Raw genomic sequence first — 26,947 nt, 5'->3', positions numbered from 1 at the left:
AATGATAGACACAATAGGTTACAAGCTATAGCTTATATCAAATAAGTAATCAAAATAAACATCAGTATAAAATTTTTCAGAAAAAAATATTTCATAGGTAAGCTAGCTAAAAAATAGATGTATTTACCCTGTAGCGATCGCCTAAAAAAGACCAATTTTTATAATTGGCTGTCAAATTTTCTCTTCATTGATAGAAGTCTAAATATACATGAAGATATAAAGCAGGAATATTCATGCTTGCTGGTAAGCGATCGCCTTTCAATAGCTGAGAGCAAAATGCTAATAAAGTCAATATATTTAGTTGGCAGAAAGAAAGAACCAAAAAGACAACTCTTGCCTTATAATTTCTAGTCAAATAAATTAGATTCTCTAAAATTAGAACCTTTAAGCAGAATTTTAACCTTCGCTGAACTAAGCATTAATAATTTTATTGATTAAGTCGCTAGATATTTGCTGTGTAGTTAAAGAGGCAGGGGGCAGGGAGCAGGGAGCAGGGGAATATGAGGGAAAAAGTAATTACCCATTACCCATTACTCATTCCCCATTACTCATTACCCATTACCCATTACCCATTACCCAATGCCCCATGCCCATTGCATCTAGAAAATGTCAAAATTGAATGTGTTTTGTAACCGTCGCTGGACATAGGGCGGATTTGAGATAACTAAACTGGAAACTTATGGGCAAGCAGCGCGTTCTGTCGGGAGTTCAACCAACCGGAAATTTGCATTTAGGCAACTATTTGGGAGCAATTCGTAATTGGGTAGAAGCCCAGAGTGATTACGACAATTACCTTTTCGTCGCTGATTTGCACGCAATCACTGTGCCACACGAACCCAAGGAGTTGGCATCTAATACCTATACTCTCGTGGCTCTCTATTTAGCTTGTGGTCTAGATTTAAATCATTCCACTATCTTTGTACAGTCTCACGTCTCGGCACACAGCGAACTTACCTGGTTGCTCAACTGCATTACACCCCTCAACTGGCTGCAAGATATGATCCAGTTTAAGGAAAAGGCTGTAAAACAAGGAGAAAACGTTGGTGTCGGCTTGTTGGATTACCCAGTGCTGATGTCTGCTGATATTTTACTGTACCAAGCAGATTTTGTACCTGTGGGTGAAGACCAAAAGCAACATTTAGAATTGACGCGGGATATTGTGAATCGCTTTAATCACTTATTTGCCACACCGGATCAGCCCGTGTTAAAGCTACCAGCACCTTTGATTCGCAAAGAAGGTGCAAGGGTGATGAGTTTGACCGACGGTACCCGTAAAATGTCCAAGTCCGACCCATCGGAATTAAGCCGAATTAACTTGTTAGATACACCAGAGCAAATCGCCAATAAAATTAAGCGTTGTAAAACCGATCCAGTTCGGGGCTTAACTTTTGACGATCCAGAGCGTCCAGAGTGTAATAACTTGTTAACTCTATATATGCTGTTGGCTGGTAAAAATAAAGCAGAGGTAGCAGCAGAATGCGAAAATATGGGTTGGGGACAATTTAAGCCCTTATTAACGGAAACAGCGATCGCAGCTCTCAAACCGATTCAAGAGAAATATCAAGCAGTAATGGCAGACAAAGGCTATTTAGAGTCTGTGTTGCGAGATGGCCGCCAAAAAGCCCAAGCAGTTGCCAACCAAACCTTAGCAGAAGTCAAAGCAGCTTTAGGCTATTCTGTTCCTCTCTAAAGATTTCACTTTTAGGTGTAATTTGCTTTACCCTGTAAGAAAATTGAAATCTGAATGTTATGCCTGATACCCAGATTCCGACAGTCTTGAATGCCTTCCGCAGCGCCGCGCAAGCAGGCGAATTTTTAATAACTGCTGAAGTAGCACCTCCTAAAGGTGGAGATCCAAAACATATGCTTGATATGGCGGCGACCCTTAAGGGGAGGGTTCATGCCGTCAATGTTACCGATGGTAGCCGCGCAGTATTACGGATGTCTTCGTTAGTGGCATCAGCAATTTTGTTACAACATGGCATTGAACCAATTTGTCAGATTGCTTGCCGCGATCGCAACCGGATTGGTTTACAAGCTGATCTGATGGGCACTCATGCCTTGGGTATCCGTAACATCTTAGCTCTCACGGGTGACCCAGTCAAAGCAGGCGATCACCCCGATGCTAAGGGTGTATTTGATTTAGAAGCTGTCCGCCTGCTGCAATTAATTCGCAACCTCAATCAAGGTGTGGACAGTAACGAGCAACCCTTGAGTGATGGCGCACTCGATTTATTTGTTGGTGCAGCAGTCGATCCACAATGTGCGAGTTGGTCAGGCTTGCAAAGTCGCTTTGAACGAAAATTACAAGCAGGAGCGCAATTTTTCCAAAGTCAATTAATTACCGACTTTGAGCGGCTAGAGAAATTTATGGACAAAATTGCTGCAGGTTGTAATAAACCAATTTTGGCAGGTATTTTTCTGTTGAAATCTGCAAAAAATGCCCAATTTATTAATAGGTGCGTTCCTGGTGTAAATATACCGCAGCACATAATTGATCGGTTAGCTAAAGCTAAACACCCACTAGAGGAAGGTGTAAAAATTGCCGCCGAGCAAGTGCAGATAGCACAGCAATTATGCCAAGGTGTCCACATGATGGCTGTGAAGCGAGAAGACTTAATTCCGCAGATTTTAGATTTAGCAGGAGTTAAGCCAATGAATTTGGTATTAACTAAGTAAACAGCAAAGGCGATCGCATTTTTTACCTGATGACAAAGCAGAGAAAGTGCGATCGCCTCTCTTCTTATTGAATTGCTAAACTAAAGAACAACCCTTACCCCTGCAAAGGTAGTATTCTGACCACAAAATAGGGTTTTCAGCTTCGCAATTGCTATTTCCGACACTACAATTGCCATTTCGGACACTACATTTGCTGTTTCGCACACTACAATTGCCATTTCGGACACTACAATTGCTGCTTCGGATACTACAATTGCTATTTCGGACACTACAATTGCTGCTTCGGATACTACAATTGCTGCTTCGGATACTACAATTGCTGCTTCGGACACTACAATTGCTGCTTCGGACACTACAATTGCTGCTTCGGACACTACAATTGCTGCTTCGGACACTACAATTGCCAAAAACGTTCAAAAACCAGTCTTGAAAAACGGGGGTATACAAGGAAGTTAGCCAAAAAGTAAAAAATTTTTAATATTAGTAAAAAAGGAAAAAGTAAACACTAACTAATGGAACCGACCATAGAACAACTCAAAGCATTCTTTGATTTCTGCATTCGCACTAGCAATCTGTTACAGAACATAGAGTTAGTTCGGTACGATAGAAGAAACAATAGAATAGCTGTTTTAGTAGGCGAAACAATTGAAGTAGAGATTCTGAGTAGTGGAGAAGTATTAATAAGATGAGTGATTATCTAAATTTGTCCTATAAAGAACTAAAAGAATATATCAAAACCCATCCACAAGATGAAGAAGCTTTCCAACACTTTCTAACATTGATGAGAGCGAAGCCGGGAGTAGTAGTAAGCGGTGGTGAACAAATAGAGGCAGAGCTTAGAAAAAGACTAGCCTCGTAACCAAAAATCATCTAGGAATATCACCAATTTTCCTAGATGATTAATAGGGACGTTTTAAAACTATCATGACTTTTAACGCATACTCAACACTATAATCAACCGATGAAAGGTGCGTAGACGTGCAGTGGCTTGTCCTTAGACATCGTTTCTCCACTGGATACAACAGCTACAAAATCTTTTGTCATTTAGCTTTTAAAGCTTGAGTAAGCTATGTACCTATATTAAAAATCCTATGTTCTAACCAGCCCAAACCCAAGCCTAGAGTAGAAGTGCTAGCTAAAATTAGAATAGTATGAAATCTGCTAAAAGATTCTAGTAATTTTATTACAGCCACAGCCACAACCACAACCACAGCCAAAGCCACAGCCAAAGCCACAGCCCAAGCCCCAGCCCCAGCCCTAGCCACACCCACAGCCACAGCCACAGCCACAGCCCCAGCCAAAGCCACAGCCATAGCCACAGTCACATCCCAAGTCCCAGCCCCAGCCCAAGCCACAGCCACAGCCACAGCCACAGCCACAGCCCAAATTATGTACGGAGCGTTAGACGCTGCTAACAAGTAGCCTATCGGTAGGTAGCTTAATAATACACCTATTAACCAGCCCCAAGGAATAATTCTAGTTAGTTTCGTAGCTCGTTTATCTGGAGTAGCCTTTGACTTTAGCGGAGTTTTGAAATGAGGAACTTCTGTTCTATAAACTGGTTCAACTCGCGGTGTAGGTATAGCTTTTGATGCTTTTAGCATTGCCAACCATGCCTGCATCGACTGAGGACGGTCTTTTGCCTCTAGCGCCATGCCTTTGAGAATTACCTGATTTAATCGGTCACTAATGTTTGAAACAATTTGTTGAGGTGGGGTCAGAGAAACATCATCAAGCTTGCGAGCTAGAGAAGGTGTGGGGCGTTGACCTGTCACTGCATAATAAAGTGTAGCAGCCAAACAATAAACATCTACTGTTGGCTCTCGACTGCCGCTGCTCATCTGTTCATAGGGCGCAAAGGCTTGATTACCATCCTTGTTAATTGAACTGATAGTTGAGGGAATTACTGATTTAGCAATCCCAAAGTCAATTAAAACCGCTTTACCATTTCTCCGCACCATGATGTTTCCAGGGTGGGCATCTCTATGTACTAAACCTGCTTGATGCACTACCCTCAAAGCTTCCCCAATCTGGCGGATGCAGGGTAGAATCTCCGCTTCTGGTAAAGCCCCCTTACGCCTCACCGCCTCAAATAAATTTTCTCCCTCAACAAAGTCCATTACCAAACAGTGGGTAGCACCTTCCTGAAACAAATCAATTACTCCCACAATATGAGGATGGGGGTCTTGAGATAAACGTGCAAGTATCCGCCCTTCTTGAATAAATCTCTCTATATACTTGTCATACTCTGGATCGTGGCTGAGGTATTCATTAGGTGTTTTAATTACAACTGTCTGTTTTAGTTCAACATGCAAAGCCTTATAGGTAATTCCGAATCCACCCTGTCCCAAAACTTGCTCAATTACATATTTGCCACTTTGCAATTGTTGTCCTGCTATCCAGGGCATGAATACCTCTAAATAATTCGTAATTCGTAATTTGTAATTCGTAGTTAAAACAGTTTAAAAAAGCTGTAAATGGGTGTTTTATATGACTTAACAGTATTTCACAAAAAATACATTTTTGGAGAATTTTTTACCATACACAATGAAAGTCTAGCTAATTCTACGGTGTTTTGCTAGATGAAGGGCTGGGATACACTGAAGCTGGGCTAGAAGGCGGAGAAGGTTTTAATTTATCCATCACAGCCCCCATTCCTGCAAGTAAAGTACCAATAGCTGCGATCGCAGCTATCACAACTCCCCACAACTGGATGTTTCGCTCCCAAGATGGTTTTGTCTTAGGCGGTACAGTTGGCTTAGGCTGAGAAGTTTCCCCAGTCAACCCCAAAGAATCGAGCCATTCGCGCATTGATTGCGATCGCTGTTTGGGATCTAGCTTCATCCCTGTTAAAATTGCTCGATTGGTGCGATCGCTAATCTCAGGATTAAGGTCTTTAGGAGCAACTAAACGAGCATTATCTATCTTGCGTTTCAACGCACTAACTGGTGTTTTTCCAGTAATCAGTACATACAGAGTTGCTGCCAATGAATAAATATCACTATAAGCCCCAGTTGGTTTAGTATATTGGGCGTAAAGTTCAGGTGGTGTAAATCCTTCAGAAGTTTCTTTAGTTCGGTTTGTGGTTAAGATATGGTCAAAATCGAGAGCTAAACCAAAATCGATAAGTACCGCTTCTGCTTGTCCATTTCGCACCCGCAAAAATATATTTCCTGGGTGTACATCTCGGTGAATCAACCGATTTTCATGTACTACTATCAAAGCTTCGCCAATTTGTTGGATGTAGCGTAGTGCCTCTGTTTCTGCAAGTATAGGTTGGCGACGGTCAGCTAAACTTACGCCATCTACATATTCCATTACCAGACACCAATGCTCTTTTTCCTTAAAAGGTTCCGCAACCTGCACAATATGCTCATGGCGACAACGACTTAGTTTTACAGCTTCCTGCCAAAACATTGTTTCCAGTCGTGCGCGATCCTCTGGACTTAGGGAATTGAGCAAGCTATCGTTTAAAGTTTTAATGACTAAGCGATCGCCATTTTTATTTTTTACCAAATAAGTGATGCCAAAGCGTCCCCTTCCCAATTCCCTTTCAACAGTGTATTTACCACCTTGCAATTGCTCGCCAGCTACCCAAGCCATCGTTGCAACTCCCAAAATACATAGATTAATTTTCACACACCAGACTCTTGAAAACTTGAGTTAGTTTCTTCAAAGGAGTGCATAGACGCAAAGTGGTGAGGTGGGATTAGAGTTAGGTATATGGCAGGGAGAATATCAGAATCTAGAATTACCTTGGCTGCGCTGGTGGGATGAGCAAGGGAATTTGTTGTTGACTGGGGAGGAAAGAGCCGATCGCCTAACTGCTCAATTGCGTGCTTTGGGTGTTGATCCAGAAGTATAATCTGGTTAGTGCGATTACTTGGTACTGAATACCTTGAAAAGCCGTGATGAGAACCCCAGAGTCGATGTAGGTTTTCTTACGACTCACGGTATCCACCCCGACGTTCAGTCAGCTCTTGTTCAATTTCTGCTTCGTTGAGTAATTGTATTCCAGAGGCGATCGCTCTATTACGAATTTCCCATAGTTTTTTAGCTAAGGGCGTTTGTGGAATATATTCGGTAATAATTGCTGTTGCATCTGGTTCAGATTTCAGTGCTTCCACAAACTCTAAAACCTTTTGCTGCTTTTCGGGTGTAAGTTCTCGCCAGCCGTCAAGTAATTGTTCTTCTTTACCCATAATCCACCTCGTTATAGAGTAATGGTTTTATTTTTACTCATTTTTTCAATGCCAATACTTTTACAGAATTGATCGCCAATTGTCGCGTCAGGAAGATGCGATCGCATCATCAAGTTAATAATGTAATTAGCTGTAAGGCTATGGAGTCAAATTCCACCCAAAGCTAGCTCGATTTTAGCCTTTAAGTAGAGACGCGATTAATCGCGTCTCTGCAACCCTGGACTCTTCACCTAAGCTATTCGGCTGTTAAGTTGCACAATCCATTGTGAGGCCTGTTGACTGTCAACGGTCAACAGTCAACAGTCAACAGTTAACAGCCCTTATTAGTAGTTATGCAATTTAGACGCGTATTCGCTTAATTACATTGATGTCACAAAATCCCTTCTTTGTTGGTGGCCCAGTACCACCAGAATACTTTTTCGGACGCAGTGCGGAAGTTAGAACTGCTTTTGACCAAATTTCTCGCCGCGCGCACTTGGCTATCTATGGTAGTCCTGGGATGGGCAAGTCTTCGTTATTGCGGTATATTGCTTCACCAAAAATTTGGGAAGCGCGGGGAAGAGATATATCGAAAGCGTTGATTGTTTCTATTAACTGTGCAGGTATAAGTCCTTTTACCGCCTCTGGTTTTTGGCGAGAAATTCTCAGCTTGCTACAAGATGCAACGGAAGATGATGAATCTCTACAAGCTGATATTAAACAGTTATTACAGGAAGAAAAGGTAGAAAAGGGAGACTTGCGGCGAATGCTGCGTAAAATTGGGCAGCGTGACAAGTTCTTGTTGCTACTGTTAGATGATTATGATGCTGCGCTGCAACCCAATGAGCAATACACCGAAACCCAAATGCTCACTTTCTTAAGTGAGTTTCGGGATTTGGCAGTTCACAGCAATGAAGGCAAATACCTTTCAACTATTGTTACTACTTTTCGCCGCCTCAATGAATTGGGGCCGACCATCAAACCAGGGGGTTCGCCGTGGTATAATCATTATCTCTTCCGGTTATTAAGACCATTACCTGCTACGGAAGTTAATAATCAGCTGGCCATACCCATTCCTGGAAGTTTGCGCGCCGGAGTTTTGGAAATTATCGATGGACACCCAGCACTACTGCAAAATGCGGGTTATTTATTGTATGACACCCTGCTAGCAGGAAACACTCCTGATATTCAGTCTTTTGCTCAGGATTTTGAAAGCGCTACCGAGCAATATTTCCGCGATACCTGGAGGTTTTCCACTGAAGAAGAGCAGATTCTTTTAATGCTAATTGCCCTAGTGCGGTTGCAAGGTCGCTTAAACAGAAACACTCGCTATGCTTTAGGTGATATTGATTTAGTTTTTAGCCAACGCAGCCGGGAACTAGTTGATTTAGAGGAACGAGGCGTAATTCAACGCACATTAGATGAAGGGAAAACTGTCTATAGTTTTAATTCATCAATGATGGAGTGGTGGGTAATCCAAGAAATCTACAACACTAATGAAGCGCAACTAGACGGACGCGAGAAAGTTTTTCTGAATTTGATGAGCCGGGAACAAGCAGGTACAGTTAAAAAAGCGATTCGTTGGGTATGGCAGCATCGAGATATCGTCCAGTCTTTAGTTTGGATTGTTCGCAAACTAGCGGGCGATCCTACTTGAGAAGTAATTATCACGTGCCGTATGCTTAAAGTACAAGCTAGATCTACTTCCTCTGGGGAGGAGTTGGCGAGAATGGTGTCTTCAACCAATTGGGAAGATAATCCGTATGTTATTGGTCGTCCAATTTATGAACCAGAGTTATTTTTTGGGCGTGAAGACCTATTCAATTTTATTTATGACAATCTCAATCAAGGCGCACAGGTAATTTTACTCCACGGTCAGCGCCGGATTGGTAAGTCATCTGTGCTGTCCCAAATTCCTCACTTTATCGATTTAGAAAACTTTTTCTTTATACCTTTATCGCTAGAGGGTAAAAGTCAGAAGTGCCTAAGTGAGGTTTTATATGAGCTAGCAAGAGAGATTATTGATTATTTAGATGATTATCGCCATCCACATCGCCGCCAACTTGCTTTACCAACAAAAAAACAACTGCAAAAAGATGCAGGTATATTCTTCAATGAATTTTTACCTCAAATTTATCAAGTCATTAATGGTAAAAACTTGGTACTTTTGCTAGATGAGTTTGATGTATTAGGTGATTCTGGTCAAAATTCTTCTGTTGCTGAATTTTTTCCTTGTCTCCAATCGGTTGTTTATTCCCAAAAAGAACTTTTTATCATTCCAGTTATCGGTAGACAATTGGATGATTTACCCAATTTACTGAGTTTATTTAGGCAAGCACCAAATCGAGAAATTGGTCTATTAGATAGACAAAGTGCAGAACAATTAATTACCAAACCTGCTAAGAATATTCTCAAATATGAGCCTGATGCTATAGATGCAATTTTAGAATTGTCAGCAGGACATCCTTATTTTACCCAAGTAATTTGCTTTGCGCTTTTTTCGCAAGCGAGGGAAGAACAACGCTGGCAAGTTACTCGCAGTGATGTACAAAATATTGTTGAGGAAGCAATTGAAATTGGTGAGGCTGGTTTAGCTTGGTTCCGAGATGGTTTACCGATTACTGAGCGAGTAATTTTCTCGGCGGTAGCAGAAGTTCAACAACAAACAACCTCTGTAGCTAAGGGAGAACCATTAAAACTGCTGGTGCAATGTGGTGTAGTTTTAACTGAGCCTTTTCACATAGCAGAAGAACGATTATTGCAATGGGATTTCTTACAAAATATAGCACCAAAAATCTCTTTACCATTACGTTGGAATAACTATAAGGTAACAGTTGAGTTAGTCCGTAAATGGTTAGTCAAAAGATATCCTTTAAGGCGAGAAATTTGGGAATTAGAAAAACTAGATTCGCAAGCTAATCGCCTTTATCAACAAGCAGTAAAGTTATCTCAAAATAGCGATTTACAAAATGCAGCCAATCTCTACGAGCAAGTATTACAGGCTAATCCTAACCATTTTGATGCACTATTTAGATTAGCTGAAATTTGCATAGATATTAGAGATTTTGACCAAGCTGTAGAACTTTATGCTAGAGCTTATAAAGTCGATTCGATTAGAACTCAGGAAGGATTTATTCAAGCTTTACTGAGTTACGGACAAGAACTAATGGAGCAAGGAAGATTTGAAGCAGCAAAAGAACAATTTAAACAAGCGTTAGTACTGCAACCGCAAAACTCTGTAATTCAGGCTGTTTTAGTTGCTGCTCAACAGAGAAGAAGAATTGTTAAAACTGATGAAATGGTGGTGATTACTAGCGGTAGCTACATTGAAAAATTAAGCGAATCAATGGTCAATGAAGTTACTATTAATGAAGCAAATGACCTTGTTAATAGTAGTATTAACCAACTTGAAAATTTAGATTCTCCAGAAGCAGCAAAATTAGCTAACCTGCTGAAACAGTTGCAATCAGAAATTGAAGCGAATAGAGAATTACAACCTGAAGATAAAGCGGAAGCATTAGAGCAGGTAATGGCTTTAGCTGAAGCGGGAAAAAATCCGGAGGAAGGACATATACACAGGTTAGCCAGAACTGCGTTTAAGATTTTGATTGGTACGCTGGCTAGTTTACCCAATTCTGCCAAATTAGTAAAAACTGGGCATAAGTTATTACCTGCTATCTCGCAATTGTTGGATTTGAATCTTTGAGCAAACAAAGAAACACAGCACAGCGAAGAGAGACAAGGGAAGGGGGACAAGTAACATATTTTAAAACAAGTTCATCAAACGTTTTCATCACATCTCATCCTTGCAAAACTTCCGCCGCAGTTAACTGAAGATTAGCAAAAATTGAAGAGGCGATCGCACTTTCTCCCTGATAAACTCGCTCATCATAAAATCCCTCTACCCATTCCAAAACTGTCACCTTTTGGGCGATAGGATCAACAATCCAATACTCCGCAATTCCTCGTGCCGCATACTCAGAACGCTTATAACGATAATCCCGACTTTCCTGATTTGGACTGACTACCTCAACCACCAATAACGGCGGCGGCATATCCATCAAAATCAGCGATCGCTTTGCGCCTTGCATTACTGTCGCTAACTCTTCCGAAAACAGAGTCAAATCAGGCACTCTTACCCCCACCTGCCGACTATTCACAGAAACTTCTGTTTTCGTACTCAAGCGATAAAATGGAATTCCCAATTGTAAGAAATAAGCAACTAAAAACATCACTATCCGGCGATTTAGCTCGCTTTCTAATGGCATCTGAATTAATTCTCCATTTTCTAATTCATATAAAAAATCAGTGCCATCGTCATAATTAATGAATTCTTCAAAGCTCATCTTTTTAGCGGCTGCAACTTTCATTGCTTTTTCTCCAAATAGTCAGCTTTTATTGATTATTTTAACAATGTCTCCAATTTCTTCATTACCTGCTGAATTTCCACTTCCAACGGTTTAATTAAAGCTATTTTTGTTGTTTTTTAAATTAAGAGGCTTCTCCTAATTTTCCCTACTACTTATTTTTTTATACTAAAATTGCCGCTAATAAAAATAGGCTGTCTACTAAGATTGTGCTTAAAACTGCGCCACTGAAGGCGTACCAATGTCTTTGCTTAGTAAGTAGAGGGATAATACCTGTTGTTAATAATACTAAAGCTAAGGCGATCGCCCATGCTTGTCCCCAAGGTGTTCTAACTTGAATGACAGCATTTTGTAAAATTGCTGAAACTCCCTCAGGTTCAACTTGCATGATTTGTCGCCAATAGGGAATTAAATCTACTAAATAAAAGTACACATCCGTTAAGACTGTACCAAATAAGGAACCTAAGTAAAACCAGTTACCAACTTTGCCCCAATTTCTGAACAGACACCAACAAGCAAAGGGTAGCCCAATAGATTCTACTGGTAAATGCCATAACGGTTCCCAGCGAAACCATCCCCAGTAAATTGCACCTGCTAGCCAACTCCAGCTAAAACCTAAAAGCAAATCGCCCCAAAGATATGTTGCGGGACGTGACATTAAATTAAAACTCAGCCACACCCACAAGCCTGCGATCGCTAAACTTAAACTAGGGAGCGATCGCACTAATGGCGCTTCGATAAATACTGGTACAGATACCAAAAATACCGCCGCCGCAAACACTAACCAAACTTTTGTAGAAGCTGGAGATATGGGCAAATTGGGAGAATTTGAGAGTGTCGTCTCTAATTCACCTATGCCTTTGCGTCCTTGATTAATGGATTGTAATTCAGTATCTATAGAGCCGGTAGGAGCACCGTATGAGGACAATGTATTATTAATCAATGTTTTTAATAATTGTTACTAAACTTTATCTTACTTAAAATACCACACTTAAAAATCCCCCCCAGGGGCATATTTATTTTACATTAATTTTGGGGATTGGGCATTGGGCATTGGGCATTGGGTAATGAGTAATGAGTAATGAGTAATGAGTAATGAGTAATGAGTAATTACTTTTTACCTCATCTCCCTCATCTCCCTCATCTCCCTCATCTCCCAGTCCCCAGTCCCCAGTCCCCAATCCCCAACCTATTCACACGAACTTTAAAAAATTGTCGTTAAGGCTTCATCTATTTTTGAGAAACTCTAGCTATTAACAGCTACCTTCTGAGTGGGAGAGTGCTAAATTAATGGCGCGTCTTTGGGGAAATTCATGGTAATCCACAGCTTTGTTTTGTGATTATCCTGGCAAGTTCTCCAGGTAGTTGTTTTTGTAATAGGTTGTATGATTAGCGATCGCAGGTAGACTAATGGCTCTATTAAAACGACAACAATTTTTAATGTTGAGTGCGGTATCTGCTGCTTTGTCAGTAGCTGCATTTCCGCTGCAAGTTCTCAGCACCCAGCCTCAGCCCGGGGGTGAGGGGGTGCAACAAATGAATATTTTGCAAGCAATTATTTTAGGTTTCGTACAAGGACTGACAGAATTCTTACCCATTAGTAGTACAGCCCACTTAAAAGTTGTACCTGTGGTTCTAGGTTGGGGTGATCCGGGGGTAGCGTTTACAGCAATTATTCAATTAGGTAGCATTGCGGCGGTGCTGTGGTACTTCTGGCCGGACTTAGCGCGAATTATTAAGGGTTCAGCTAGAGCGATCGCCCATAAAGATTACAATGACTATGACTTGCGGTTAGCCTTGGGGATAATTTTGGGAACTTTGCCAATTGTCTTTTTTGGGCTGTTGATTAAAAAGTTTATCCCCGATTTTGATAATTCTCCCATTAGAAGCTTAAGTGCGATCGCGATCGCTTCTATCTTTATGTCGCTGTTACTAGGATTGGCTGAACAACTAGGTAAGCGTCAACGTAACTTTGAAAAGCTGACAATGAATGATGGCTTATTAATGGGTTTGGCGCAATGTTTAGCATTAATCCCAGGGGTATCTCGTTCTGGTTCTACCCTCACAGGGGGGTTATTTATGGGATTAGAACGGGAAACCGCAGCGAGGTTTTCATTTTTGCTAGGGATTCCCGCCATTACCTTAGCGGGGTTAGTGGAATTAAAAGATGTTGTCGGCGCAGGCTTAAGTAGCGATGCGATGATTCCCCTAGTTGTCGGCGTGATTTCTGCCGCTATCTTCTCCTATATTGCGATCGCTGGCTTGCTGCGCTTCCTCAAAACCCAAAGCACCTGGGTATTTATTTGGTATCGATTGGCATTTGGTGTAGCTATTTTAGGGGCAATTAGTGCTGGTTTGTTGAAGAATAGTTAATAGTCCTTGGTCATTTGTCCCTAGTAGTTCAACACACAAATATTCACAGGTGTAGATTGGGGAAAGGCAAAAGGGGAAAGGGGAAGGGTTCTAAACCTTTACCCTTTTCCCCTTACCCTTTCCCCTCGCCTGTGAAAAAAACTTTGGCAGACTACTAGTCATAGTTCTTAGTGACAAATGACAAATAACAAATGACAGATGACAAATGAGTACAATTCACCCTGCCAAAATTAGTAAAGTCTTACCAGATTCCATCGCGGCTGAAATCGGCTTTGAGGTGGGGGATGCGATCGTTGCAATTAACGGTACAAATCCCCGCGATTTGATTGATTATCAATTTTTATGTGCTGATGAGGTTTTAGAACTAGAGGTTTTGGATGCATCTGGTAAAACTCATAATGTGGAAATTGAAAAAGACTATGACGAAGACTTAGGGCTGGAATTTGAAACGGCGCTGTTTGATGCTTTAATTCAGTGCAATAATCGCTGTCCGTTTTGCTTTATCGATCAACAGCCACCAGGAAAGCGTTCTAGCTTGTATTTTAAAGATGACGATTATCGTCTGAGCTTTTTATATGGGTCTTATTTAACTCTCACCAATTTACCAGAGCGGGAATGGCAGCGAATTGAACAGATGCGTCTATCTCCTTTATATGTTTCTGTTCATGCTACAGAACCAGAGGTGAGAATTAAACTCCTGAAAAATCCTCGCGCCGGGCAAATTTTACAACAACTCAAATGGTTCCAAGAAAGACGACTGCAAATTCATGCCCAAGTCGTAGTTTGCCCTGGTATAAATGATGGCTTACACTTGGAACAAACATTAGAGGACTTAGCGTCATTTTATACTGGCGAAGTGCCGACAGTGGCATCAGTGGCAGTAGTCCCTGTGGGTTTAACAAGGTTTCGCCCCGAACAAGACGAACTTACCCCTGTAACACCAGAAAAAGCGCAAGAAGTGATTTCTCAAGTGCGATCACTTGCTTTAGAATTTCGCCAAAAGTTCGGTTCTAGCGTGGTTTGGTTGGCTGATGAATGGTTTTTAATTGCAGGTGAAGAGTTACCTAGTGAAGCTGAATATGAAGAGTATCCCCAAATTGATAATGGTGTTGGTTCGATTCGGTTATTTCTTAAACAATTTGCAGCTGCGGCGGAATCACTCCCAGCTAAAATTTCTCCCGAGAAAAAATTAACTTGGGTAGTTGGTAATGCAGTTGAGCAAGCATTTCAACCCATCCTCAAACAATTAAACTCTGTGGCGGGTTTGCAGGTAAATATGCGTGCTTTGGCTAGCGATTATTGGGGACAAAATATTAGTGTGACTGGTTTATTAACTGGGCATGATTTAATTCTAAACTTAAAAGGTGAAGATTTAGGTGATGGTATTTTGCTGCCAAATGTCATGCTTAAACATGGTGAATTGATATTTTTAGATGATATGAGTATTAAAGAAGTTGCTAGCAAACTGGGAACCAAAATCTTTCCAATATCAGGAATTGAGCAATTAATCAATACCTGTATTGGATGAAATATAAACTGTCTAGGGCTTTGCCTTTTCCGTAGGAAAGTGTAAAGGATACAGTAAGAAATCAGTAGATATCTTGCTAGTTTTGGGCAAGCAAATATTTATATGCTGACAATTGATGTAAAATCCTTTGAGTATAGGATATTTTTATACTTTATACTTCCTACTTCAGTTAATGATTAAACGAAGAATTAATTAATCTAAATGAGGAGTGAGGAGTGAAGAATCAGGAAAAGCGTGTTACCAAACAATTACAACTAAAAAAAGCCGGATTCTTCATTTTTAATCTGCAATTTTTACTATTAAATAGTTTGGGAATTATACCAGCAATTGCGGCAGATGAAGAACCAGTATTGAGCATAGTTTATAGTCAAGATAATAGTAATCAATGGTCAACAATTACTAATCGCTTGCAAGCGGCTGGGGTGAAATATTGTGTGATCCCCCTAGCTGATGTGCGAAGTGCGACAGATTTGGGCGATCGCAAGGTATTATTTTTGCCTAACGTTGAAACATTAACACCAGCACAAACCATCGCTTTAGAAGAATGGATGAGCAAAGGCGGGCGTTTAATTGCTAGCGGCCCTGTGGGTAGTTTGTCAGCCCCAGGCGTGCGCCAGTTGTTGCGAAGTATTGTAGGCGGTTTTTGGGGATTTAGCTTGAGTGAAAAGCAAGAGCTACAACCAGCAAAAACCAAGCTACCAGAAGACTGGGTCAACCAAGGGGCGATGTTTGGCAAAGTACATGGTGGCGTAATCTTACCCGATAGCGTCAGTACACCTGCGGCAGTATGGAATAGTACAGATAATCAGGCAGCTGTAGTCACTACTGACCGTTCCACTTTGTTAGGCTGGCGCTGGGGTGTAGATGCAGTTGCAGGTGCAGAGTTAGATAACGCTTGGTTAAAAGCCGCGATCGCGCGTTATATGAAGCTACCACCCAGTGCTAGTAGGAAGGTCGAAGGTGGTTCACCGACTTGTTCTACTTCCACAGTGGCGAAATCCACAACACCCTCACCATTACCACCAGTGATTACAACTGCGATTCAACCAGTTGTGCAACCGCCAATTACCAATACACCAAAACCACAAACTAAAACGCCACCAAAAGCGATCGCCACGGCTCCCCAACCTAGACCGTTAGCGAATGTAACACGTCAAAGTTCCCAGGAGCCGATTGATCAACTAGAAGACACAGTGCGGTTGGATGTAGTACCCAACTCGAATGTACCAATTAGTAGCGGCGATGCGATCGCCCTGCAGCAGGAGCTAGAAAATCTGATTGGGCGTGTCGAGAGTTCAAATTTAGCAGCTGCTACCAATGGTGCTAATGAAGATATTGCCAGCAGCAATACCGAAGGGCTGAAGGTAGACCGCCCCAACTTGATTGCTAGTCGGTCTGGCGTGCAAATACCAGAAACAGCCGTAGCAATTACCCAAGCCAGAGAAATAGCCAAAAATATACCTGTGTTGGTGGCGCAAAAAAATTATGCTTTAGCTCGTCAGCAGTGGCTCACAGCCAAGGCGAGTTTGTGGAAGCAGTTTCCCTTAAATCGCAGATTAGCTCAACCAGAAATTCGCTCAGTTTGGTTAGATAGGGGGACAATTGTCCGTGCTGGTAGTGAGCAAGGACTAGCACAAATTTTTGATCGCCTGGCACAATCAGGAATTAACACGGTATTTTTTGAAACCGTCAACGCCAGTTACACAATTTATCCTAGCCAAGTTGCACCCCAACAAAACCCCTTAGTTCGCGGTTGGGATCCATTAGCCTCAGCCGTCAAATTAGCCCATGCGAGAAATATGGAACTACACGCTTGGGTTTGGGCTTTTGCGGCGGGTAATCAGCGTCACAATGAAATTATTAACGCCAAGCCAGATTATCCTGGGCCAGTGCTAGCAGCTAATCCCGATTGGGCAAACTACGATAATCGTGGCAACATGATTCCTATCGGTCAAACCAAACCATTTTTTGACCCAGCAAATCCCCAATTGCGGCAATATTTACTCAGGCTGTATGAAGAAATTGTCACTCGTTATCAAGTTGACGGGATTCAATTAGATTATATCCGTTATCCCTTCCAAGACCCCGCCGCCGGGAGAACTTACGGCTATGGTAAAGCCGCTAGAGAACAATTTCAGCAACTTACAGGGGTAGATCCCACGAAAATTTCTCCTAGCGATCGCGATTTATGGCAAAAGTGGACAGCATTCCGTACCGAGCAAATTGATAGTTTTGTCGCCCAAGTTTCCCAACAACTGCGACAAAAACGCTCTAATTTAATTGTCTCCGTGGCTGTATTTCCCCTACCAGAAATAGAACGCATTCACAAGCTGCAACAGCACTGGGAAGTTTGGGCTAGGCGCGGAGATATCGATTTAATTGTGCCCATGACTTATGCTTTGGATACTTCTCGCTTTCAACGCCTAGCACAACCTTGGATTGCTTCTACACAATTAGGCGCAACTTTATTAGTACCGGGAATTCGGCTGCTTTCTTTGCCAACTGTAGGCGCATTCGATCAACTGCAATTGGTAAGAGATTTACCTGTTAGCGGTTACGCACTTTTTGCGGTTGATAATTTGAACAACGAGTTCCACAAAATCTTTAGTCATACTCAAGGTAAAGCCCAACCTACCAGCACCGAACCGATTCCCCATCGTCAACCTTTTCAAGCCGCTGCTGTGCGTTATAACGGCTTACAAAGAGAATGGAAATTTATTTTGCAAAGCGATCAAATGCGGATGCCAGCAGCTACAATTGCTGATTTTAATAATCAAGCACAAGTTCTACAAACAGCTTTATCTCAGCTAGCAGCCTCACCTTCTGCTAGTAAGTTCATTACTGCTAAAGCTGCACTCAGCCAATTCCAATCTCAATATCGAACCTGGATGCGCCAAGAAGCAATAGAAAATCCCTATCAAGTCAAAGTCTGGGAGAATCGTCTAGCAGCAATTGAACGTTTATTACGTTACGGCGAACGACGGTTGCAGTCTCGTCCTTAAAGGCACAGGGGTAGGGAGCAGAGGGGAGTAAGGGACTTCCAAATAAAAAAATATCCCAGTATGTATTGTGGGGTGGACATCTTGTCCGCCCAGTTTATGTGGCGGGCATCTTGCCCGCCCCACAAGATGGAATAATTTATTTCTTGGAAATCCCTAAAATTCTTGTGAAATCTAGAAATTGGGATAATTGATTTTTTGGAATTCTCTAAATAAATATCCTCATGCTGTGGATGCGCGGGGGGGAAGGCAATATTATTTATATCCGCTTATGCCCTTCATGTTGTGTTTAAAAAAAGGCTAATCTTTAACGCTGCAGAGAAACAAGGCGCAGGATTGAGAAAGAAAGTTGGATAATTGATATTTTAGTATTTCTTAAAGTTCACACCATCATTTTTCTGTAAAAATCCCAATCCCCATTACCCCTTATCCCCAGAGGGGGCCCCGAGTTCCCCAATCCCCTTCCCTAACCCCCAATCCCTAATAATTCTTAAGAATGTTGTATCTACATAACATAAATTTTCCCGTGTTAATACGCGAGTGGTAATTAACTATTAGAAAGAAAATATTACAATAGCTGGGAATAATCTTAAGGAGGTCAAAAATTAGTTATCTCAATTTGAACTATTACTTTCAAGGCTCTATTCAGACTACCACTTTATTTAAGTGGTAAACTTCGGCTTTCAAGATAAAAACTGGCAATAACTATTTTTAGATCGGAGTCATCCCCAACATCTATGCAAAGCATACCTCAACTGCTGTGGCGAAAAGACTTAAAGTCAATGATTGACTTTCAGCCGTTGATTGTTGGGCCGGAAACATTGGTGTCAGATGCGATCGCTCTCATGGCAAGTCAAGGCAAAAGTGCTTTAGTCGGTTCATCTACAGAGATTCTTGGCGGGTTTAGTCAGAAAAATCTGGTCAAGTTGGTAGCTGGGGGGATTGACTTGAAAACTACTAAAATCTCTGAGGTAATGCAGACTCCAATTCTCAAGCTCAAGTTATCTGAGGTTAACGATTTAACAACGCTGCTTTCTCAATTACGCCAATCTCAAGTTGATTTGCTGCCAATCGTCGATGAAAATGATTGTCTGTTCGGTGTTATCACATTAGATAACGTTTGTCAAGTGCTAGAACAACAGCCCCAGTCATCTATAGATCAATGCGATACCATAGACAAACAGTTATGGTTGCTAGAGTCGGTAATAGCTAGTGCTAACGATGCCATTGTGATTACAGAAGTAGGTTCACTAAATGAACTAGACCCACGGATAGTTTATGCGAACACAGCCTTTACCCGGATGTGCGGCTACAACTTGGGTGAAATTGTAGGCAAAACACCCCGGATGTTACAGGGTAAGCAAACTTCGCAGACGGAACTGGCAAAAATCCGCACAGCACTGCAAACGGGATCGACAATTAAGACAGAATTACTCAACTATAAAAAGGATGGTACTCCCTACTGGGTAGAGATGAGCATCTATCCCATTAAAGACGAAGCTGGGACAATAATTTATTTTGCTGCCATCCAGCGAGACATTACCAAACGTAAAGCTGATGAAGCGTCTATAAAACAGACAGCAGAATTATTTCAACAACTCACAGAAAATATTCCGCAAGTATTCTTTGTGCGGGATGCAAAAGAAGAAAAAATTTATTACGTCAGTCCCGCTTACGCCCAAATTTGGGGCAGAAACAGCGATCGCTTGGATGAAAATCTTCAAGAATATCTTGATTCGATCCATCCCCAAGACCGCGATCGCATCCTTGCAGCCAGAGAAAATCTTTTATTAGGTGAGTCTTTCAACGGAGAATATCGCATCATTCGTCCTGATGGTGAATTACGCTGGATTGCCAGCAAAACTTTCCCCATTAAAAATGAATTCGGAGAGATTTATCGCATTGTCGGCATTGCCGAAGATATTACCATACTCAAACAAACACAAGCAGATTTAAGTCAAGCCAATGCAGAGTTAGAAAGGCGAGTATTAGAGCGGACAATTGCGTTAGAACAAATTAATCAACAGCTATTATCAGAGATTTCTGAGCGCCAAATTGTTGAAGACCAATTACGAGATAGTGAAGAACGCTTCCGCAACTTAGTAGAAGCTAGCAGCGATTTAGTCTGGGAAGTTGATGAAAAAGCACGTTATACCTACGTTAGCCCGCAAATTCGCGAAATTTTGGGATATGAACCAGAGCAATTACTGGGTAAAACTCCTTTGGAATTTATGCCCTTATCTACGAGAACAATTCTGGCTGAGAGTTTTGCAGCATTTTTCCTCACACCACAAATATTTCAATGTCTGGAGAACATCCAGATGCATCAAGATGGCCATTTAGTTGTACTGGAAACTAGTGGTATTCCTGTGTTTGACTCTCAAGGTCAATTCACAGGTTATCGCGGTATGAGCCGTGATGTTACCCAGCGCCATCAAGCAGCAGCATCATTAAGGGAAACGCAAAAGCAGCTACAAGCGATATTAGATAATTCTTCAGCAGCTATTTTTGTATTAGATATTCACAATAGATACTTACTGATCAACAGCCAGTATGAAAAACTATTTAATCTTAAACAAGCAGAGATAGTAGGTAAAAGTGTTTATGACATTTGGGATGTTGAGATTGCCGATCAGTTTGTAGTCAACAATCGCCCAGTCATTACTAATGGTAACCCCATAGAAGTAGAGGAAGTTGTTCCCCAAGGCGATGGATTACATACTTACCTGTCGAACATTTTTCCTTTAAAAGATACCGATGGTAATATCTATGCTATTTGTGGCATTTCTACAGATATTACCGAACGCAAAATAGTTGAAGAATCACTACTCAGCCTACGCCAAGCCATAGAAAGCACGAGTGATGGCGTTGTTATTGTTGATATTACAGGTAAAGGTATTTACTTTAATCCAGCATTTCTCAATTTATATGAATATACTCAAGGGGAATTACAAGCACCAGGCGGGTTAGCAGCGATTTTCCAACAGCCTCAAGACCGTGAGGAATTATATCAGACACTTGTGCAAGGCAATTCCTGGCATCAAGAAGTGACCATGCGATCGCGCAGTGGTCGCACCTTACAAGTATATCTGCGCGCTGATGCAATTAAAGATGCGACTGGCAAAGTGCTGGGAATAGTTTGTAACCATACTGATATTACCCACCGCCAGTTAGTAGAAGCAGGTTTACGACTCCGCGATCGCGCGATCGCAGCTAGTAGCAACGGGATTATTATTGCTGATGCCAGTATACCTAATGGGCCGATTATCTATGTTAATTCTGCCTTTGAGCGGATGACTGGATATAGTGCCACAGAAGTTATTGGGCAAAACTTTAATTTATTCCACAACAATGAAAATCAAGCGCAATTACAACAACTGATTGCAGCTATGCAAGCGGGAGAAGACTGCACCGTTATTTTGCGTAACTATCGTCAAGATGGCGAACTTTTGTGGACTAAGCTCAACATTTCTCCTGTGTATGATGTTGCAGGTACACTCACTCACTATATTGGCATCCAAACAGATATTACTGAACGCAAACAAGCAGAAACAGCACTACTTCTTAGCCAACAACGACTGCAATATTTACTGGCTTCCAGCCCAGCTGTAATTTATAGCTGCAAAGTCTCCGGAGATTTTGGCGCAACTTTTATTAGCGAAAATGTCAAAGCCATGATGGGCTATGAAGCCAGAGAATTCCGCGAAGATTCTAGTTTTTGGGCTAATCGTATCCATCCAGACGATGTATCAGATGTTTTTGCCAAAATATCTGAGATTTTTTCTCAAGGATATCACTCCTATGAGTACCGTTTTTTACACAAAGATGGTAATTATCGTTGGGTTTACGATCAAGTCCATGCAATCAAAGATGAAGCTGGTAACTTTGTGGAACTTGTTGGTTACTGGGCAGATATTACAGAGCGTAAACAATTAGAACAGGAGTTAATAACAGCACTGGAGAAAGAAATAGAACTCAACGAACTCAAATCTCGTTTTATCACCATGACTTCTCATGAGTTCCGCACACCGTTGAGTACCATTCTCTCTTCTTCAGAGTTACTAGAACACTACCGCCACAAATGGACAGACGAAAAACAACTGATTCACATTCACCGTATCCAAACTTCTGTCCATCGGATGACAGAAATGTTGAATGATATTTTGTTTATTGGTAAAGCCGAAGCGGGAATACTAGAATATCACCCGACATCTTTTGATTTAGTAGCATACTGTCATAATTTAGTTGCAGAAGTTCAACTAGATCATCAGCAACACCGTATTGATTTTCACAGCCCACATGAATTTATAGAATGTTACATGGATGAGAAATTGCTGAAATATATTCTCAGTAATTTACTCACAAATGCCATCATCTATTCTCCGGATACTCGCTATGTCAATTTCACTCTGACTTGTCAAAATGGACGAGCAATTTTTGAAATTCAAGACCAAGGAATAGGCATTCCTGAAGCAGATCTACCGTATCTCTTTGCATCTTTTCATCGAGCTAGTAATGTAGGTAATATCATCGGTACTGGATTAGGGCTAGCAATTGTGAAAAAATGTGTTGATATCCATCAGGGTGAAATCTTTGTCACTACTCAACTAGGAGTTGGGACAACTTTCACAGTCACTCTCCCAATGAATCAGCGTCATGAATGATTAACATCAGGATGAATGGGCATTTATTACCAAGTTAAATACCCAATTGACTTTCACAAAATCTCTTTACAGAATCAAATACAAACAGAATTAAATTATGACTAAAATTTTAGTAATTGAAGATGAAGAACTAGTACGGGAGAATCTATTAGATTTACTAGATGCAGAAGATTTTGATACTATTGCAGCTGCTAATGGCAGAGTCGGCATTAACTTAGCTTTCTCGGAAATACCTGATTTAATTTTGTGCGATATGATGATGCCGGAAGTAGATGGTTATGGTGTATTAACTACATTACGCCAAGACCCATTAACGGCCACAATTCCCTTTATTTTCTTAACGGCTAAATCTGCAAAAGCCGATTTTCGCCAAGGTATGGATATGGGCGCAGATGACTATCTGACCAAGCCTTTCACCCGCGCCGAATTATTAAGTGCAATAGTCAACCGCCTAGAAAAGCAAGCAGCTTTAAAAAAGCATTTATTATCAACTCAAACTGCAAATGTGGCATTATCACCCAAGATGCAGTTACTAGAAACTTATTTACAACAAGTAGTTAAAGAGGGAAAATTTTCTGAATTCGAGTTATATTATCAACCCATAGTAGATATCGCTTCTGGGAAGATTATCGCCGCCGAAAGTCTATTGTATTGGGAAAGTCCAGAATTAGGTTTGGTTCCCCCGGTAGAATTTATGCAATTAGCCGAATCTACAGGTTTAATTCTGCCAATTGAACAATGGATAGTGACCAATGTCTGTTCGCAAATCAAAAGCTGGCAATATAATCTTGACTTTTTACCGTTGAGTATCAATGTTAATGTATCTGGAAGTCAATTTTATGATCCAGATTTTATCTCAAAGCTATCTGAACTTTTAGCAAGTAAAAAGGTCTCACCGCAGCACTTAGAAATAGAACTGAGTGAAAGCACTCTGATGCAAGACATCACGAATGCGATCGCTATTCTGGGTAAATTATTTTCTTTAGGTGTCAAAATCGGTCTTGATGATTTTGGTATTGGCTCTTCTTCTTTAGTTAACCTTAAAGATTTACCTATTAATACCTTAAAAATCGGTCGATATTTTATTCACAATATTGATTCAAATCCACAAAAATCAGCTCTCACCAAAGCCGTAATTGAAATGGCTCATAAGCTAAATATCCGGGTAATAGCTGAAAGTGTAGATACAGAAGCCGAATTAGATTTTTTACGTCAATCTAATTGTGATGCGATGCAAGGATTTCTTTTAAGCCGTCCATTACCAGCAGCTGAATTAGAAAACTTTTTTTAAATAGAAACTGCTGAAAAATTTTAACTCTCATACCTGGAAATTAAATAAAAGCTTCGGCATTGCATAACAAGGAAATATTTTGTTTAGCAATGCCATAAGCTAGTTGGGTATGTAGAATTGGCTGACTTGAAAACTATTATAAATAGCTTATATTAGTGATTGTGTTGGGGTTCAAGTATAAGATTTAGTATAACTTGTATATTTTGTATACGAACAGCCAATTTCTATATATTTTTTTGGTGAGAGCATGGCAAAAAGATCTCTTCAAGCATCAGAAGAAGGTATCAGAAAAGCTAAACAGGCTTTTAAACGTAAAGGTTGGACGCAAGAATATCTAGCTGCGACGGTAGGTTTAGAAACTCGTCAGCCAATTTGGAAGTTTTTTACTGGTAAACCAATAGACCGCCAAGCTTTTAACGAGATTTGCTTAGTTTTGGACTTAAACCCTTTAGAAATCTCACAAAATTGTACTGAGGATGAAATAACACATCAAGAACAGCCACTCAATACCTATATGAATTTCCATTTAGATATTGAGAGTTTAGTAAAAAAGCTCAGGTCTGCTCAATATGAAAGGATGCAAGCCCAGTGTGGTACGGTGCATATTTTGGATATTGCACGGCCTATTGGGATAAATGAGTTATATGTTGATGTCAATATCCTAGAAGAAATTAATAGTAAAAGATGGGTAGATATTAATGATTTACAAACGCCTGATAGAGAGCAATTTGAGCGATTTGGTTTAGGAAAAGTCCGTCAAAAACGGGTTAGCGGACAAGATGTAGTATTACAATATTCCAAATTGATGTTGTTAGGAAAACCCGGCGCGGGTAAAACTACATTTTTGCAATCACTAGCGATCAATTGTAACCAAGGCAACTTCCGTCCTGATTGTTTGCCAATATTTATCAATTTGAAAAACTTTGCGGAAGATACAAGAGACCTCCTGCAACCTAGCCTAGTAAAATACATTCATAAATATTTTGCAGTTTTTGATATTACCGAACAGCAAATTATCACAGTATTATCTCAGGGAAAAGTACTACTTTTATTAGATGCTTTAGATGAAGTAGCAGAACAAGATAGCGAAATACTTCTCAAAAATCTGCGACAGTTTATTGAAATCTATCATAAAAATATTATAGTTATTACTTGCCGCGTTGCAGCGCAATATTACAGGTTTCAAGGATTTACAGAGGTAGAAATTGCTGATTTTACTAAATCACAAATTGCTACTTTCGCTAACAAATGGTTTTTAGCGGTGGCTAAAAAAAGTCCAGCTAAAGCACAGTCATTGGCACGTAAGTTTATCCAAAAATTAGAACTTGCAGAGAATGTGCAAATTTTGGAGTTAGCATCTACTCCCATTTTGTTAAATCTCACTTGTTTATTATTTCAGTTTGTCGAAGATTTTCCTTCTAAGCGTGCTGAACTATATAAACAAGGATTAGATTTACTGCTGGTACGCTGGGATGAAGCCAGAGGGATAAAACGCGATCAAATTTACCGGAATTTGTCGCTACTCCAAAAAATTAAACTGCTGAGTCGGATTGCAGCCATTACCTTTGCTCAAGGAGAATATTTTCTCCCTGAAAATAAAATGCATCAGCTAATTGCCGACTATCTATCTCATCTTCCCCAAGGGATACATGATGCCGATGCTTTAGAATTAGAGAGTGCAGCCGTGTTAAAGGCAATTGAAGCGCAACATGGTTTATTAGTAGAAAGAGCTAGAGGCATTTATTCTTTTTCCCATTTGACTTTTCAAGAATACTTCACAGCCAGAGAAATTTTTGCTAATGCCAATACTCAAACACTACAAGAAGTTGTGGGGCAAATTACTGAAGAACGTTGGCGAGAAATCTTTTTACTAACTGTAGAGATGTTGCAACCAGCTGATGAATTATTGCAGCTGATGAAGCAACAAATCGACCGACTAGCAACTACCAACGAAAAACTAGAAGATTTTCTTAACTGGTTAATAGAGAAATCCTCGACAATCAAGGGAGCGTATCATCCTGCTAGTGTACGTGCTTTTTACTTTACCATTGCGTTGCCTCCCGAACATCCTTTAGCCCGGACGCAGAATTTTGCGATATCTTTAGATCCGCAAATGGCTGGTAATCTTTCTCTGGATTTAGCCTTGGATTTAGCCCTGACTCATGCCCTATCAGTAAGTGTGACGATTACAGCTGATATATTTAGCCAACGCTTATTTGCGTTAAGTTTAGCCCTCGACCTAGAACATTTACTCACAGATGAACCATCTTTACAAACATCACTAAAATTATTGAAAAACCAACTACCATCACCAAAACAGGGTAGAGAAGCATTAAAAATGTGGTGGCAAACTCATGGTGAAGGTTGGATTAGAAAATTGCGAACTTTAATCATCGGTTCCCGCCAAATTGGTCATGCTTGGCAGTTCAGCCCAGAAGAATGGCAGAACTTACAACAATATTGGTATGCCAATCAATTACTATTAGATTGCCTCAATAGTGCAACTAATATGACTCCTAATGTACGACAATCAATAGAAAATACTTTGCTGTTAGTTGGTGGGTAATTGGTAAGTAGGTCGGCGAAATTAGAGATAACTGGCTGAGGCTGTCATTTGTCATTGGTCATTTGTCATTTGGTAATGGGTAATGGGTAATGGGTATTTTTGAAAGGAAACAGAGAACAGTGTATTCTTTTGAATTTTGAATTTTGAATTTTGAATTTTGAATTTTGAATTGATTTGTCTCCCTCATCTTCCTCATCTCCCCAATCCCCAGTCCCCAATCACCAGTCCCCAATCCCCAGTCCCTCATCCCCAGCCCCCAGACGGATGAGCAATGACAGCGCTTTAGTTACACTCAAGAC

General features: G+C 40.8%; 20 protein-coding genes and 1 pseudogene. 14 read left to right on the top strand and 7 right to left on the bottom strand.

What is annotated here, in order from left to right:
• The first annotated feature begins 500 nt into the window (after positions 1-500).
• Genes HGR01_RS14465 through HGR01_RS14455 form a run of 3 tightly spaced genes read left to right on the top strand, consistent with a single transcriptional unit; the run spans position 501 to position 2,679 of the window.
• Positions 501-632 carry an alpha/beta hydrolase gene (locus HGR01_RS14465; RefSeq protein ID WP_155539226.1) on the top strand — a complete coding sequence of 44 codons (132 nt, stop codon included), beginning with the start codon at positions 501-503 and terminating at the stop codon, positions 630-632.
• A gap of 47 nt (positions 633-679) precedes the next feature.
• Positions 680-1,690 carry a tryptophan--tRNA ligase gene (trpS, locus tag HGR01_RS14460; protein ID WP_045870394.1) on the top strand — a complete coding sequence of 337 codons (1,011 nt, stop codon included), beginning with the start codon at positions 680-682 and terminating at the stop codon, positions 1,688-1,690.
• A 59-nt stretch (positions 1,691-1,749) separates the two neighbouring features.
• The gene (locus tag HGR01_RS14455; RefSeq protein ID WP_045870395.1) at positions 1,750-2,679 is read left to right on the top strand and encodes a methylenetetrahydrofolate reductase; all 930 of its coding nucleotides are present in this window, start codon (positions 1,750-1,752) and stop codon (positions 2,677-2,679) included.
• Between the two features lie 80 nt (positions 2,680-2,759).
• Here the strand turns inward: HGR01_RS14455 and HGR01_RS14450 are convergent, their stop codons facing one another.
• The gene (locus HGR01_RS14450; protein WP_264266554.1) at positions 2,760-3,086 is read right to left on the bottom strand and encodes a hypothetical protein; all 327 of its coding nucleotides are present in this window, start codon (positions 3,084-3,086) and stop codon (positions 2,760-2,762) included.
• Between the two features lie 105 nt (positions 3,087-3,191).
• On the opposite strand from HGR01_RS14450, the gene HGR01_RS14445 reads away from it, so the two are divergent.
• Both HGR01_RS14445 and HGR01_RS14440 read left to right on the top strand, forming a co-directional pair.
• Positions 3,192-3,368 (top strand): DUF6888 family protein, encoded by a 177-nt coding sequence (locus HGR01_RS14445; protein WP_168160972.1) that lies wholly within the window; start codon positions 3,192-3,194, stop codon positions 3,366-3,368.
• Entirely contained in the window at positions 3,365-3,538 is a 174-nt protein-coding gene (locus HGR01_RS14440) for a DUF6887 family protein (protein WP_168160973.1), read from the top strand. The genes HGR01_RS14445 and HGR01_RS14440 overlap by 4 nt, the downstream gene beginning before the upstream one ends.
• 208 nt (positions 3,539-3,746) lie before the next feature.
• Here HGR01_RS14440 and HGR01_RS14435 read toward each other — a convergent pair whose 3' ends face one another.
• Complete coding sequence (locus tag HGR01_RS14435; protein ID WP_096621574.1) at positions 3,747-5,087, bottom strand: serine/threonine protein kinase; 1,341 nt, start codon at positions 5,085-5,087, stop codon at positions 3,747-3,749.
• Between the two features lie 157 nt (positions 5,088-5,244).
• On the bottom strand, positions 5,245-6,282 hold the full coding sequence (locus HGR01_RS14430) for a serine/threonine protein kinase (RefSeq protein WP_045870398.1): 1,038 nt from the start codon (positions 6,280-6,282) through the stop codon (positions 5,245-5,247).
• Positions 6,283-6,382: 100 nt separating this feature from the next.
• On the opposite strand from HGR01_RS14430, the pseudogene HGR01_RS14425 reads away from it, so the two are divergent.
• Positions 6,383-6,544, top strand: a pseudogene (locus tag HGR01_RS14425) (Uma2 family endonuclease); the annotation flags it as partial.
• A gap of 76 nt (positions 6,545-6,620) precedes the next feature.
• Here the strand turns inward: HGR01_RS14425 and HGR01_RS14420 are convergent.
• On the bottom strand, positions 6,621-6,881 hold the full coding sequence (locus tag HGR01_RS14420) for a hypothetical protein (RefSeq protein ID WP_045870399.1): 261 nt from the start codon (positions 6,879-6,881) through the stop codon (positions 6,621-6,623).
• 367 nt (positions 6,882-7,248) lie between these two features.
• Here HGR01_RS14420 and HGR01_RS14415 point away from each other — a divergent pair, with 367 nt between their 5' ends.
• Positions 7,249-8,517: an ATP-binding protein gene (locus tag HGR01_RS14415; RefSeq protein ID WP_045870400.1), complete on the top strand. Its 1,269-nt coding sequence runs from the start codon at positions 7,249-7,251 to the stop codon at positions 8,515-8,517.
• Between the two features lie 72 nt (positions 8,518-8,589).
• Positions 8,590-10,566, top strand: a complete 1,977-nt coding sequence (locus HGR01_RS14410) for an ATP-binding protein (protein ID WP_052335189.1) — start codon at positions 8,590-8,592, stop codon at positions 10,564-10,566.
• A gap of 94 nt (positions 10,567-10,660) precedes the next feature.
• On the opposite strand, the gene HGR01_RS14405 is transcribed toward HGR01_RS14410, so the two are convergent.
• The 3 genes from HGR01_RS14405 to HGR01_RS14395 form a co-directional block, all read right to left on the bottom strand.
• Positions 10,661-11,230 (bottom strand): Uma2 family endonuclease, encoded by a 570-nt coding sequence (locus HGR01_RS14405; RefSeq protein ID WP_096621572.1) that lies wholly within the window; start codon positions 11,228-11,230, stop codon positions 10,661-10,663.
• A gap of 160 nt (positions 11,231-11,390) precedes the next feature.
• Complete coding sequence (locus HGR01_RS14400) at positions 11,391-12,170, bottom strand: DUF3120 domain-containing protein (protein ID WP_194007830.1); 780 nt, start codon at positions 12,168-12,170, stop codon at positions 11,391-11,393.
• Positions 12,171-12,243: 73 nt separating this feature from the next.
• Entirely contained in the window at positions 12,244-12,408 is a 165-nt protein-coding gene (locus HGR01_RS14395; RefSeq protein WP_168160974.1) for a hypothetical protein, read from the bottom strand.
• A 229-nt stretch (positions 12,409-12,637) separates the two neighbouring features.
• Here HGR01_RS14395 and HGR01_RS14390 point away from each other — a divergent pair, with 229 nt between their 5' ends.
• The 6 genes from HGR01_RS14390 (at position 12,638) to HGR01_RS14365 (ending at position 26,648) form a co-directional block, all read left to right on the top strand.
• A complete protein-coding gene (locus HGR01_RS14390; RefSeq protein ID WP_045870402.1) occupies positions 12,638-13,600 on the top strand; it encodes an undecaprenyl-diphosphate phosphatase in 963 nt (320 codons plus the stop codon).
• Positions 13,601-13,805: 205 nt separating this feature from the next.
• Positions 13,806-15,128, top strand: coding sequence for a TIGR03279 family radical SAM protein (locus HGR01_RS14385; RefSeq protein WP_045870403.1), 1,323 nt, complete (start codon positions 13,806-13,808; stop codon positions 15,126-15,128).
• 215 nt (positions 15,129-15,343) lie between these two features.
• Positions 15,344-18,130 carry a family 10 glycosylhydrolase gene (locus tag HGR01_RS14380; RefSeq protein ID WP_045870404.1) on the top strand — a complete coding sequence of 929 codons (2,787 nt, stop codon included), beginning with the start codon at positions 15,344-15,346 and terminating at the stop codon, positions 18,128-18,130.
• 734 nt (positions 18,131-18,864) lie between these two features.
• Positions 18,865-22,791 (top strand): PAS domain S-box protein, encoded by a 3,927-nt coding sequence (locus HGR01_RS14375; protein WP_052335190.1) that lies wholly within the window; start codon positions 18,865-18,867, stop codon positions 22,789-22,791.
• A gap of 97 nt (positions 22,792-22,888) precedes the next feature.
• Positions 22,889-24,082: an EAL domain-containing response regulator gene (locus tag HGR01_RS14370; RefSeq protein WP_045870405.1), complete on the top strand. Its 1,194-nt coding sequence runs from the start codon at positions 22,889-22,891 to the stop codon at positions 24,080-24,082.
• Between the two features lie 247 nt (positions 24,083-24,329).
• A complete protein-coding gene (locus HGR01_RS14365) occupies positions 24,330-26,648 on the top strand; it encodes an NACHT domain-containing protein (protein WP_045870406.1) in 2,319 nt (772 codons plus the stop codon).
• Positions 26,649-26,947 lie beyond the last annotated feature (299 nt).

Origin of the sequence: Tolypothrix sp. PCC 7712 (genome assembly GCF_025860405.1) — a bacterium.
Lineage (GTDB): Bacteria > Cyanobacteriota > Cyanobacteriia > Cyanobacteriales > Nostocaceae > Aulosira > Aulosira diplosiphon.
This window is presented reverse-complemented; position numbering and strand designations above follow the sequence as displayed.